At 61.9% G+C, this 11,760-nt stretch carries 13 protein-coding genes; 7 read left to right on the top strand and 6 right to left on the bottom strand.

Annotated features, from left to right (window positions below):
* Positions 1–456: 456 nt before the first annotated feature.
* Positions 457–1,752, bottom strand: coding sequence for a tyrosine--tRNA ligase (gene tyrS / locus RJQ10_RS17990; RefSeq protein WP_350148766.1), 1,296 nt, complete (start codon positions 1,750–1,752; stop codon positions 457–459).
* 196 nt (positions 1,753–1,948) lie between these two features.
* On the opposite strand from tyrS, the gene RJQ10_RS17985 reads away from it, so the two are divergent.
* Together RJQ10_RS17985 and RJQ10_RS17980 are read left to right on the top strand one after the other, a co-directional pair.
* Positions 1,949–3,325: a peptidoglycan DD-metalloendopeptidase family protein gene (locus RJQ10_RS17985; protein WP_350148765.1), complete on the top strand. Its 1,377-nt coding sequence runs from the start codon at positions 1,949–1,951 to the stop codon at positions 3,323–3,325.
* A 1-nt stretch (position 3,326) separates the two neighbouring features.
* Complete coding sequence (locus RJQ10_RS17980) at positions 3,327–4,472, top strand: anhydro-N-acetylmuramic acid kinase (RefSeq protein ID WP_350148764.1); 1,146 nt, start codon at positions 3,327–3,329, stop codon at positions 4,470–4,472.
* Here the strand turns inward: RJQ10_RS17980 and erpA are convergent.
* From erpA to argC, 4 genes are all read right to left on the bottom strand, one after another.
* Positions 4,465–4,818: an iron-sulfur cluster insertion protein ErpA gene (gene erpA, locus RJQ10_RS17975; protein WP_350148763.1), complete on the bottom strand. Its 354-nt coding sequence runs from the start codon at positions 4,816–4,818 to the stop codon at positions 4,465–4,467. The two genes, RJQ10_RS17980 and erpA, sit on opposite strands and share 8 nt — an antisense overlap.
* Positions 4,819–4,889: 71 nt before the next feature.
* On the bottom strand, positions 4,890–5,396 hold the full coding sequence (locus tag RJQ10_RS17970) for a bactofilin family protein (RefSeq protein ID WP_350148762.1): 507 nt from the start codon (positions 5,394–5,396) through the stop codon (positions 4,890–4,892).
* Positions 5,383–6,129, bottom strand: coding sequence for a DUF6776 family protein (locus tag RJQ10_RS17965; protein ID WP_350148761.1), 747 nt, complete (start codon positions 6,127–6,129; stop codon positions 5,383–5,385). The genes RJQ10_RS17970 and RJQ10_RS17965 overlap by 14 nt, the downstream gene beginning before the upstream one ends.
* A 7-nt stretch (positions 6,130–6,136) precedes the next feature.
* Positions 6,137–7,168: an N-acetyl-gamma-glutamyl-phosphate reductase gene (gene argC / locus RJQ10_RS17960; protein ID WP_350148760.1), complete on the bottom strand. Its 1,032-nt coding sequence runs from the start codon at positions 7,166–7,168 to the stop codon at positions 6,137–6,139.
* Between the two features lie 137 nt (positions 7,169–7,305).
* On the opposite strand from argC, the gene RJQ10_RS17955 reads away from it, so the two are divergent.
* The 4 genes from RJQ10_RS17955 (at position 7,306) to RJQ10_RS17940 (ending at position 10,777) form a co-directional block, all read left to right on the top strand.
* Positions 7,306–7,725, top strand: coding sequence for a CopD family protein (locus RJQ10_RS17955; protein ID WP_350148759.1), 420 nt, complete (start codon positions 7,306–7,308; stop codon positions 7,723–7,725).
* A 102-nt stretch (positions 7,726–7,827) separates the two neighbouring features.
* Positions 7,828–9,108 carry a glutamate-1-semialdehyde 2,1-aminomutase gene (gene hemL, locus RJQ10_RS17950; RefSeq protein ID WP_350148758.1) on the top strand — a complete coding sequence of 427 codons (1,281 nt, stop codon included), beginning with the start codon at positions 7,828–7,830 and terminating at the stop codon, positions 9,106–9,108.
* Between the two features lie 15 nt (positions 9,109–9,123).
* The gene (hemB, locus tag RJQ10_RS17945; RefSeq protein WP_350148757.1) at positions 9,124–10,128 is read left to right on the top strand and encodes a porphobilinogen synthase; all 1,005 of its coding nucleotides are present in this window, start codon (positions 9,124–9,126) and stop codon (positions 10,126–10,128) included.
* A 10-nt stretch (positions 10,129–10,138) separates the two neighbouring features.
* A complete protein-coding gene (locus tag RJQ10_RS17940) occupies positions 10,139–10,777 on the top strand; it encodes a delta-aminolevulinic acid dehydratase (protein ID WP_350148756.1) in 639 nt (212 codons plus the stop codon).
* A gap of 14 nt (positions 10,778–10,791) precedes the next feature.
* Here RJQ10_RS17940 and RJQ10_RS17935 read toward each other — a convergent pair whose 3' ends face one another.
* On the bottom strand, positions 10,792–11,409 hold the full coding sequence (locus tag RJQ10_RS17935) for an NUDIX hydrolase (protein WP_350148755.1): 618 nt from the start codon (positions 11,407–11,409) through the stop codon (positions 10,792–10,794).
* 166 nt (positions 11,410–11,575) lie between these two features.
* On the opposite strand from RJQ10_RS17935, the gene RJQ10_RS17930 reads away from it, so the two are divergent.
* Positions 11,576–11,760 (top strand): ATP-binding cassette domain-containing protein (locus RJQ10_RS17930; protein ID WP_350148754.1); only part of this gene is annotated, 185 nt, incomplete at its 3' end.

The following is an 11,760-nucleotide window of genomic DNA, read 5'->3' as shown; positions in this document are numbered from 1 at the left end:
AACACCCAAATCTCGGCTCAGACACAATTCGAAATCATATAATCCATAAATGAATCGATGAGTCACTTGTTGTGTCTGAATAGTCGTACAACTATCCCAACAAGTGCCCACACATCTGTCTTCGTTTCTTTGTTAAATAACCCAGAGCCGCAAGGGCCGTGGTTTCCACCAAGGCATGTAGCCTCTGGCGGGGACGCGTATTATACCGATGGGCAACCCGTTGGCAACAGCTATTTGCAAATTTATGCTGGCAGCCGCCGCCGTTAACCCACTTCACCTTGTCAACCCAAGTGCCTGAAAGCTAAGGGATTAGAGGCGCCCTTCGCGGGCTCTGCGTCACCGCCACTGCGAAGGGACGCGAACTATACGCAGCGAATCTGACCCGCGCAATACCCTCGGTAAAAAATAGTTCAGATATTGCAGATTTGCCAGTAACGGCTCCACCTGAAACCCAAATCAGACGAGTTCGAACAGGTGATACTTCTTCTTTCCCAGACGGGCAATGACGAAGCGCCCGTACAGTGCAAGGCTGCGATCCAGGCACTGGGCTACCCGGTCGTTATCCTCCCAACCCAGGGCGCGGCCATTGAAAAAAACCGCCTGCCGCCCCAGGGCATCCTTTACCTGCTTGCCGGAGGTAGCCATGCCCGCATCGGTCAGTAGATGAGTGAGAGTGGCGGGGAGGGAGCCCGGCTCAAGCTTGCTGGCGGGCAAGCCGTCCTGTCGCAACTGCTGCAGATCCGCTTCCGACAACTGCGCCAGGTCGCCACTGAAAAGGGCATCGGTGATGCGCTGCGCCGCGTCAAGGCCCGCATCACCGTGTACCAACGCGGTAACCTCGCGAGCCAGCACCGCCTGGGCCTCCGGTCGGCCTTGCCGCTCTTCATCTGCCCGCTGCAGGGCGTCGATGGTGGCTACTGGCAAGAAGGTGAAGTACTTAAGGAAACGATAAACATCCACATCGGCCGTATTCAGCCAGAACTGGTAGAAGGCATAAGGCGAGGTCCGGGTCGGATCCAGCCAGACAGTCCCGGACTCGGTTTTGCCAAATTTGGTTCCGTCCGCCTTGGTGACCAAGGGCATGGTCAGACCGAACACCTGCTTGCCATACATGCGCCTGGCAAGGTCAATACCACCCGTGATGTTGCCCCACTGATCGGACCCTCCCAACTGCAGACTGCAGTCATAGCGACGACTGAGCTCCGCAAAGTCGAACGACTGCAGGATCATGTAGGTGAACTCGGTAAAACTGATGCCGCTGCCCTCACGCTCGATGCGCTGCCTGACCGATTCTTTCTGAATCATGGCATTGACCGAAAAATGCTTGCCCACGTCCCGCAGGAAGGTCAGCACATTCATCTCCTGGGTCCAGTCGAGATTATTGACCACCACCGCTGACGCCGGACCGGCGTCAAAGTCGATGAAACGCGATACCTGTTGACGGATCTTCTCCACCCAGCCGGCAACGACCTCGGGAGTATTGAGTTGCCGCTCCTGGGCCTTGAAGGACGGGTCGCCAATGAGCCCCGTGGCACCCCCTACCAGCGCCAGCGGCCGGTGGCCCGCCAACTGGAAACGACGCAGGGTCAGCAGGGGCACCAGAGACCCGATGTGCAGGCTGTCCGCCGTCGGGTCGAAGCCGCAATACAGAGTGCGGCCCCCCCCATCAAGCCAGGCTGGCAACTTGTCTTCTCCCGCCACCTGAAAAATCAGGCCTCGGTCCTGGAGGTCGGTCAGCAGGGCACTACTCATCGGGTTACTCCCGGATCTGGCGGCCATGAAGGCCTCTAAAGGGGGCGCAAACCATACAATACGCCCATGAAAAAGCAAATCTTAAGTTCCCTGGGGCTCTGTCAGAGCGCTGGAATCTTTTATATACTCAGGAGCCTACAGATTACAGTTAACAACGATTATGCGGAAAACAGGATTTCATCGGGGGGCGACAGTCATGGCAGCAGACAAGCCACCGCTGCACCGCAAGCACCTGCTGGCTGTCGGACTGCTGTCTGCTTTCATCGCCGCAACCATGATTCTTGCGCCCTCCGGCGAGGTCAACGCCAACAGGCAGGACACCAGGGACCTCGGCTTCGAGCTGGACAGGGACATTCTTGAGCCCATCGAGGTGAACCCCCACCAGTTGCTGGCACTGCCGGAAACGCCGATATCGGCGGTAGAAGAGGACGCTTTTGTTGCAGCCTGGGACGAGCAGACCGTGCGCGGTGGCGACAACCTCTCATTGATTTTCAAGCGAGCCGGCTTCAGCACTACCGATGTCCACCAGGTGGTCAACGAAGCGCCAGAGGGGAAAGCCCTGTCGCGAATCTACCCGGGCCAGACCATCGCTTTCGAGACAGCGGAGGACGGCACCCTGCAAGCCGTCAAACACGTCATCTCCCCACTGGAATCAGTCACCTATCGCCGGACAGAGTCGGGCTTTGAGACCGAACGCGTATTCCGCCAAACCGAGCTGCACGAATCGTGGGTCAGCGCCGAGATCACCTCGTCACTGTTCATGGCTGGCAAGGACGCAGGGCTCTCCAACACCCTTATCCTGGATTTGGCCAACATCTTTGGCGGCGTGATCGACTTCGTTCAAGACCCGCGCAAGGGCGACACCTTCCACGTCATTTATGAAGAGTTGTACCTGGACGGAGAGAAATACCGCGACGGCACAATCCTCGCTGCTTCCTTTACCAACCGCGGCAAGACCTTCAACGCCTTTCGCTACGAAGACCAGGCGGGCGATGTGGTCTACTACAACGAGGAAGGGGAGAGCATGCGCAAGGCGTTCCTGCTGGCGCCTGTCGACTTCACCCGCATCAGCTCCAACTTCAACCCGCGCCGCCTGCATCCAATCTACAAAACCACCCGGCCACATCGGGGCACTGACTATGCCGCGCCTACCGGGACCCCTGTCTATGCTGCCGGCGATGGCCGCGTAATCAAGGCCGGCTTCACCCGGGCCAATGGCAACTATCTGTTCGTGCAACACGGCGATCGCTATGTGACCCGCTACCTGCACCTGCACCAGCGCAAGGCCAGGGAAGGACAGCGAGTTTCCCAGGGCCAGGTCATCGGCACCGTGGGCTCCACGGGCGCGGCAACCGGCCCGCACCTGCACTATGAATTCCTGATCGATGGCAAGCACCGCGACCCGCGGAAGGTCCACCAGGAGCTGCCGAAGGCCAAAATGCTGGCAGCGGCGGAGATCCCGGCTTTCAAGGCCGCCATCGCCAATACCTCCCGGCAGCTCGCGGGCCTGCAGTCAGAAAACAGGCTGGCTTTGAGCAGCAGCGACACCGGAGAAACCACGCCGGCGCCCTGAAGTGGCCGCCACTGAGCTCTACATTGGCCTCATGTCGGGTACCAGCGTTGACTCTGTCGATGTGGCACTCGTTCGCTGCAGGGAGCAAGGCTGTGAACTGCTGGAGACACTGGAACACCCGATAGGGCCAGAACTGCGTCGGCGCATCGCCGCCATAAGCCTGCCAGGCGATGACGAAATCGAGCGAATGGGCCGCCTTGATCGCGACATCGGCACTCTCTTTGCCGGGGCCGTGCAAGCACTGCTGGCGATCACCGACCATCGAGCGGAAGACATAGCAGCCATTGGCAGCCACGGCCAAACCATCCGCCATCGCCCGCCGTCAGGCGACAACACAACTCCCTTCACCCTGCAAATCGGCGACCCGAACACCATTGCCGAAATGACCGGAATCACCACCATCGCCGATTTCCGCCGCCGTGACATCGCCGCCGGCGGCGAAGGGGCGCCACTGGCACCGGGGTTCCATGCCGCCGCCTTCGCTGGCGAGGGCCGCAACCGCGCCATCGTCAATATCGGCGGGATCGCCAATATCACCCTGCTTTCCGGCACACTGTTGGTCAGCGGGTTTGACACTGGGCCCGGCAACACTCTGCTGGATCACTGGATCCGGCGGCATCAGGCGCAGGGATACGACCGAGATGGTCAGTGGGCGGCGGAAGGCCGGGTCTGTACCGCGCTGCTGGAACAACTGCACGACCACCCCTACCTGGCCCGGCGAGGACCCCGCAGCACCGGCAAGGAAGCGTTCAACCTGGACTGGCTGGACCTCAGTCTGCGGAGCTTGCCAGCTCTCGAGCCCCGGGATGTACAGGCTACCCTGGCGGAATTCACGGCCGAGACAATTGCCATCGCTGTCCGCGCCGCGGAGGTGAACATTGACGAGGTCTTTGTTTGTGGTGGTGGCGCCCGCAATACCGACCTGATGCGCCGCCTGTACCGACTGCTGGCACCGAGGCGCCTGGATACAACGACCGCGCTGGGCATAGACCCTGAGTGGGTCGAGGCCGCGGCGTTTGCCTGGTTGGCCTGGCGCACGATGGCCGGTCTTGCGGGCAATGCGGCCGCGGTGACAGGCGCTGCTGGTGCGAGAGTTCTGGGGGGTATCTACCCGGCGGGTGAAGTGCGGCCAGTACCCGTCAGATAGAGAATGATGCCCCGCAACCACAGGTGGTCGCGGCATTGGGATTGTTGATGAGGAAACGCGCCCCCTCCAGCCCCTCGGAATAATCGACCTCGGAACCCACCAGGTATTGGAAACTCATCGGGTCGACCAGCACAGAAATGCCGTCCCGTTCAATAACAGTGTCATCTTCGGCTGCAGTATCCTCGAAAGAAAATCCATACTGGAACCCGGAGCACCCGCCGCCGGTAATGTAGACCCGCAGCTTGAGATCGGGGTTTTCTTCCTCCTCGACCAGCTCGCGCACCTTGCTCACCGCCCGGGCAGTGAGGTTGATGCCGCCGGGATTGAATGATTCAGCTACGGACATGACAATTCTCCGGGGCCAGGATATCCCCGCAATGACGACTTTGGCCCCGCATTATGGTAAACCCGAGTATTCTAGTCAACTTTAGCTGGGGGCGCCTTAGCTGGGGGCGCCTTGGCCGAGAGTGCTTCGGTCGGGATCGCGCCGCCGGCAGAGCGCAGGACACTGGCGACTCGCAGCTGGGGCTCCGCGGCCTGGCCGGGCGCGGTCAGTTCAGATTCCGAGCTGTGCAGCATGCGACCATTGATTTCTGCACCGGCCGCCATCTCCACGATGCTGTAGTGAACATCTCCGGATACCCTGGCGCAGGGTGCCAGCTCCAGGTGCCGGGACGCGTGGACACAGCCCTCCACCGTACCGTTGATCATTACTATCGGCGCCCTGATCTCGCCCTCGACACACCCGGCCGCCACCACCCTCACCATGGCTTCCTTGCCCGCGTCGGCAATCACGCTGCCCTTGACCACGCCCTCGATTTCCAGGTTGCCACTGAAATGCAGATCGCCGTTGATCGTGGTCTCGCGCGAAACCAGCGTGGTGCCGCCGGCGACCATGGCGCCTCTGCGCTTACTTCCCAACATGAGTAAATTTCTCCTGAACCTGCCATGGATATTGCTCCCGCGCCTCGGCCTTGTCAGGCTCGGACAGGGTCGCCACGACACTGATCGATTGTGGTTCAAATCCCTCCGGCAGCACCAGGTCACCCTCTATTGACTGAAAATAGCGAAACCGCAGGGGCAGGATAGTGCCCTCGAGGTCAGCACTCAACTCCCCGAGAGGATAACTGCGCGGCTCGCCCGCCTGCTGCCCGGCAACCTCGGCATACAGCTCACCGCGCAGCGTCGTATGCTGGCGAGCCTCCTGCTGGGCGACAATGCGGAAGCCGTAGCGGCCCGGGTCCTCCCGGGGCACCAGCTCGATCTTGCGCAGGCTGAAACCCTGGGCAATTTCACCGGGGGCCATGAGACTGCGGTAGAACCGGATCCCTTCCTCCAGGCCGGCGATCTGTTCCTTTTGCAGCGCCAGTTCCTGCCGCACCAGCTCCAGCGCAGCGCGATCCACTTCATGCCTCGCCGTCATCACGCCCAACTGGCGACTCAGCTCCGCTTGCTCCGAAAGCGCCGCCTTCAGCGCCACACCCTGTTCGCGGTAGCGCTGGGGGTCGATGCCCGTCCCACTGAACGCGGCCTGGCGACCGAGAGCAAACCCGGCGCCCATTACCAGAGCGGCCGCCAGGGTCAGAACCAGCACCACTATTTGCTGGTGGCGGACGTGATAGCGCCGAACCACCGTGCGGTAGCGATCACCTTTCACAGGCATCTCAGGGCAACAGCCCCAGCTGTTCCAGGCCCGAGTGCTCCGGCAGGCCGAACATGATATTCATGTTCTGCACCGCCTGGCCCGAGGCGCCCTTGACCAGGTTGTCGATGGTGGACATCACGACCACGGTGTCCCGATCCTGGGGCACCATGACCGAGAGCTGACAGCGGTTGGCACCCTTGACCGTGCGGGTCTGGGGAAACATTCCCCGCGGCAATACATCCACAAAGGGTTCATTGCCATAGTAGTCCTCATACAGTGCCTGCAAGTCTCCCGCGGGACCCTGCAAACGCGCAAACAGCGTTGCATGAATACCCCGCACGATTGGCAGCAGGTGGGGCACAAAGGTCACCGCCACCGGTGAGCCGGAGACGTCCGCAAGGCCCTGCTCTATCTCGGGCAGATGGCGGTGCCCACTCACTCCATATGCCTTGAAACTGCCTGCCACCTCGCTCAGCAGGTTGTCGATCTTTCCCTGACGCCCGGCGCCGCTTGCACCCGAGGCGGCACTGGCAATCAAAGAGGCCGGATCGACCAGGCCCTTGACCAGCAGCGGAATCCAGCCCAGCTGGATGGCGGTGGGATAGCAACCCGGACAGGCGATCAGTCTCGCCTCCCTGATTCGATCGCGATTCACCTCCGGCAGCCCATAAACAGCCTCAGGCAGCAAATCCGGGCTGGCGTGGGGCTCCCCATACCACTGCGACCAGAGGTTCGCATCGCGAATCCGGTAGTCCGCGGAGAGATCGATAACCCGGGTGCCGGCGGCCACCAGTTCCGGCACCAACTGCATTGCAACGTTGTGCGGGGTGGCAAAAAAGACCACATCACAGCCCGCAAGCAGTCCCACGTCCGGCTCGGCGAAGACCAGATCAAAATGGCCCCGCAGATTGGGAAAGAGGTCGTCCACACGACGGCCCGCATCGGCGCGGGAAGTAATCGTCACTACCTCCACCTCCCGGTGTAGCGCCAACAGTCGCAACAATTCGACGCCGGTGTATCCAGTGCCCCCGACAATACCTGCCCTGATCATGACAACTCCCTGCTGCAGCGCCAGAGGACTCTCGGCCCCCGGCGGTGAATAAACAGCCTAGTATAAAAGCAAACACGCCGCGGATAACTGTTAATATTCGGACTCTGACATTCCGCACAAGGCAACGGACTGATCCCATGCTGTGGCTGAAAGCCTTTCACCTGATTTTCATGGTCTGCTGGTTTGCGGGCCTGTTCTACCTGCCGCGGATACTGGTGTACTTCGCCGCCAGCGAGGACCCGGCAACCCGCGCCCAGCTGGCGATCATGGCGCGCAAGCTCTACCGGTTCGTGACTCCGTTCATGTTCCTCACCATCGCCTTCGGCGGCACCCTGATAGCCACCAATCCAGGGTACTACCTGACCGCGAAATGGCTGTGGATAAAGCTTGCGGGAGTCGGGTTTCTGATCGACTACCACATCAGGTGCGGCCGCTACGTACGCGAGGCAAACACCGACACGAATCGCCACAGCCATGTTTTTTATCGATTTTTTAATGAGATACCAGTTCTGTTTCTGTTTGCCATCGTCATCCTCGCGGTGGTCAGGCCGCTTTGACGCAACCGGGGCAAGTCTCGCTATACTGACTCCGTCACGGAATAATCGATTGCGGGCTCGACAGTCCGCCACGCCAATCGCACCAGATCAGGAAACGATTCAATGAGCACATCCCAGCAGCTGTTCGACCGCGCCCGCCAGCACATTCCCGGCGGGGTGAACTCCCCGGTCCGGGCCTTCAAGGCGGTGGGGGGCACCCCGGTCTTTGTAGAGCGCGCTGACGGCGCCTACTTTTATGACTGCGAGGGCAAGCGCTATATCGATTACGTGCTGTCCTGGGGTCCCATGTTGATGGGACACAACCACCCCCATGTCCGCGAGGCCGTGATCCGCCAGAGCGAAAAGGGCCTGAGCTTCGGCGCGCCGACGGAGCTCGAGATCCAGCTGGCGGATCGCATTTGCGACATCATGCCCGGGATGGACCTCGTGCGAATGGTGAACTCCGGTACTGAAGCCACCATGAGCGCCATTCGCCTCGCCCGGGGCTGTACCGGCCGGGACACCATCGTCAAATTCGAGGGCTGTTACCACGGCCACTCCGATTCCCTGCTGGTCAAGGCCGGTTCAGGTGCGCTAACTCTCGGGGTACCCAGCTCTCCCGGGGTACCTGCCGCACTCGCCGACTACACCATGACCCTGACCTACAACGACAGCGATGATCTGCGCCGGGCTTTTGCCGAGCACGGCGATCGCATTGCCTGCGTCATTGTCGAGCCGGTGGCCGGCAACATGAACTGTATCCCGCCACAGCCGGGTTTCCTGGAAACCATGCGCGAATTGTGCAGCAAGCACGGGTCAGTACTCATTCTCGACGAAGTCATGACCGGGTTTCGCTTCGGCTTGCAGGGGGCGCAGGGCTTTTACGGGATCGAGGCCGACCTGACCTGCCTGGGCAAGGTGATAGGCGGCGGCATGCCCGTCGGCGCCTTTGGCGGCAAGCGCGAGTTCATGGAGCAGATTGCACCGCTGGGACCGGTCTACCAGGCCGGCACCCTGTCCGGCAATCCCATCGCCATGGCCGCGGGCCTGGCCACCCTGGAAGTGATCTCCGCGCCCGGTTTCTACGAGCCGGTGTTCGCCCGCACCCGCGCACTGTGCGAAGGAATGGAGCAGGCAGCGGCGGCGGCGGGCGTACCGTTCACCACCAACCATGCCGGCACCATGTTCGGCGGTTTTTTCACCGGCGAGACCGAGGTCAGCAACTACAGCCAGGTCATGGCCTGCGACACACCCGCCTTCAATCGCTTTTTCCACTCGATGCTGGAGGCAGGCGTCTACCTGGCGCCCGCCTCTTACGAGGCCGGCTTCATGTCCGCCGCCCACACTGATGCCGACATTGACGCCACCATAGCTGCAGCACGCGGCGCCTTTGCCAGCCTCTGACCGGAGACCAATAGCATGTTTCAGAGCCAGCGCGGCCCATTTCCCCACACCCGCATGAGGCGCCTGCGGGCGCAGGAGTTCTCACGGCGTCTGGTCAGGGAAAATCTGCTCACCCCGGGGGACTTCATCTTTCCGGTGTTCATACTGGAGGGGAGCAACCAGCGCGAGGCGATTGCCTCAATGCCCGGCATCGAGCGGCTCAGTATCGACCTGCTGGTGGCGCAGGCCCGGGAAGCACTGGACCTGGGGGTGCCGGCCCTGGCGCTGTTCCCGGTGGTGCCAGCAGACAGGAAGACCCTGCGCGCCGAAGAGGCCTGGAACCCGGACGGATTGGTACAGCGGGCGGTGAAGTCGCTCAAGGACGCCCTGCCGCAGCTCGGCGTCATCACCGATGTGGCTCTCGACCCCTATACCACGCACGGCCAGGACGGGATCATCGACGACCATGGTTATGTCCTGAACGACATCACCAGCGAAGCCCTTGTGCAGCAGGCCCTGTCCCACGCGGATGCAGGGGCCGATGTCGTCGCACCCTCTGACATGATGGACGGCCGTATCGGCGCGATCCGCACCGTGCTGGAAAAACACAGCCATCACAACACCCTGATCATGGCCTACGCGGCCAAGTATGCCTCCAGTTACTACGGGCCTTTCCGCGATGCCGTGGGCTCCGCGGGCAATATCAAGGGCGGCAACAAATACAGCTACCAGATGGACCCCGCCAACAGTGACGAAGCCCTGCACGAGTGCGCACTGGACCTGGCCGAGGGCGCCGACATGATCATGGTGAAACCTGGCATGCCCTATCTGGACATCGTCAGGCGGGTGAAGGACGAACTGCAGGCGCCCACCTTCGCCTACCAGGTCAGCGGCGAATACGCCATGCACGTGGCCGCCTTCCAGCAGGGCTGGCTGGCCCGGGAGCCGGTAATGCTGGAGTCCCTGCTGGCGTTCAAACGCGCCGGCTGCGACGGTATCCTCACGTACTTCGCGCTACAGGCAGCGCGGGCGCTGCAGTAGGAGCGCTGCCGTGGGCTCTTCCTGGCGGCGCATTGCGATGAGTCTCTTGTCCATCGCGCTGGTACTGCTGGCGACACTTGCCCACAGTGCGCCAGAAGAGGAATGCAGCTGCCTCTGGCAGGGCAGCTTCGCGGAAGTCATGGCACAGACCGACCTGGTGGCCGCGGTAACTGTACTGGGCGGCAAGGGCAACTCCCTGGACGTAAGCGTGGACCGTATCCTGCGGGGCCGAGAGTTCAACGAAGAAGTCCGGCTCTGGGTAAAGGCGAGGAATTACTGTCGACCGGATGCAGAGGGATTCCCGCCGGGCAGCCGCTGGGTCATGGCGCTGTTCCGCATTGCGGAGGAAGTGCCAGACGGCTTCAACGCAAACACCCCCAACATCAGTTACGGACGCATCGGCGACTACCGCCTGTCGAGCTGCGGCGGCTACTGGCTGCAACTGCACGAAGACCGGGTCACCGGTAATCTGGTCAACGCACCCCGCTGGGAGCGAGCGCCGAAAATGACCCCGGTCCTGCTGGACCTGCTGGCAGCCTACGCTCGTGGCGACATCGACAGCGATGTGCTGCTGGAGGCGAGCCGGGAAGATCCTGCGCTGCGGGAGCTGATGCTGGACACCAAGGAGTTCCTGCGCCAAGTACGCTGAGGCGGCGCCGTCTCTCAGCGGCGCCAGCTACGGCGGCGCTGGTCGGTGTCCTCAACGAGATCCAGAAGCTCATCCAGCATGGCCAGAGACAGGCCCCAGATGCGGTAGCGGCCGTACAGATAACAGGGCAACTTGAGGGTCAGGCGGTTGCGCTTCCAGCGCATCGTTTCGCGGTTGGCATTGTCCAGCAGAAACTCCAGCGGCACCCACACCACTTCCGCCACTTCGTAGTTGATGCGGAAGTGCGGGGGACGGTCCATGCGAAACACGAAAGGACTGACCGCCATCCCAAAGGTGCCCCGACGGGGCCTGGCGTTGACGTCGGACAGGCGTCCGATACAGTGGGCCTGGCGCTCCAGGTCCAGCCCCACCTCCTCGCGAGTCTCGCGCAGGGCGACCGCATAACCGTGGGCATCGCCCGGATCCATGCGTCCACCGGGGAAGGCCATATGCCCGGACCAGGGATCGCCCTCCCTTTCTGCCCGTTTGATCATTAGAATATGCAGTTCGCCTTCACGCACCTGCAGAATCAGCGCCACTGCCGAGCGCTTCATCAGCGGGCGCAGCCAGGGCCGGGCCGGGCGGTGGTTCGCCAGGCGACTTTCCAGCATTTGCAGCAGGGATATGGACACCAGAGCCCTCCGATCGGCGTGAGCAACGATTAAGCCAGCCACCGCTGGCTGTGACAAGTCCGGGACGCGTAGTCCGGGACGCGTAGTCCGGGACGCGAAGCCCGGGTCGCGAAGCCCGGGATGTGGAATTCGGCTCCGGTGTAGCAATCAACGACAGGAATCCAGAATGACCGATGACCAGACCATGCTCAGCCTGCAGGCCGTCAACCTTGTGTATCGCTCGAAGCCGGCCCTGCGGCAGCTGGACTGGGAGCTACAGTTCGGCCAGCACTGGGCCTGCGTGGGGCCCAATGGCGCGGGCAAGACCAGCCTGGCGCGCGTGCTCAGCCACCAGGCTACCCACTTTTCCGG

The sequence above is a fragment of the Haliea sp. genome (assembly GCF_040222615.1).
GTDB lineage: Bacteria > Pseudomonadota > Gammaproteobacteria > Pseudomonadales > Halieaceae > Haliea.
This window is presented reverse-complemented; position numbering and strand designations above follow the sequence as displayed.

Coding starts and splice junctions, on each gene's coding strand:
- erpA (WP_350148763.1), bottom strand. CDS start 4,818: ATGTCCGTAGCTGAATCATTCAATCCCGGCGGCATCAACCTCACTGCC.
- argC (WP_350148760.1), bottom strand. CDS start 7,168: ATGATCAGGGCAGGTATTGTCGGGGGCACTGGATACACCGGCGTCGAA.
- hemL (WP_350148758.1), top strand. CDS start 7,828: ATGAGCACATCCCAGCAGCTGTTCGACCGCGCCCGCCAGCACATTCCC.
- tyrS (WP_350148766.1), bottom strand. CDS start 1,752: ATGAGTAGTGCCCTGCTGACCGACCTCCAGGACCGAGGCCTGATTTTT.
- hemB (WP_350148757.1), top strand. CDS start 9,124: ATGTTTCAGAGCCAGCGCGGCCCATTTCCCCACACCCGCATGAGGCGC.
- RJQ10_RS17985 (WP_350148765.1), top strand. CDS start 1,949: ATGGCAGCAGACAAGCCACCGCTGCACCGCAAGCACCTGCTGGCTGTC.
- RJQ10_RS17970 (WP_350148762.1), bottom strand. CDS start 5,396: ATGTTGGGAAGTAAGCGCAGAGGCGCCATGGTCGCCGGCGGCACCACG.
- RJQ10_RS17955 (WP_350148759.1), top strand. CDS start 7,306: ATGCTGTGGCTGAAAGCCTTTCACCTGATTTTCATGGTCTGCTGGTTT.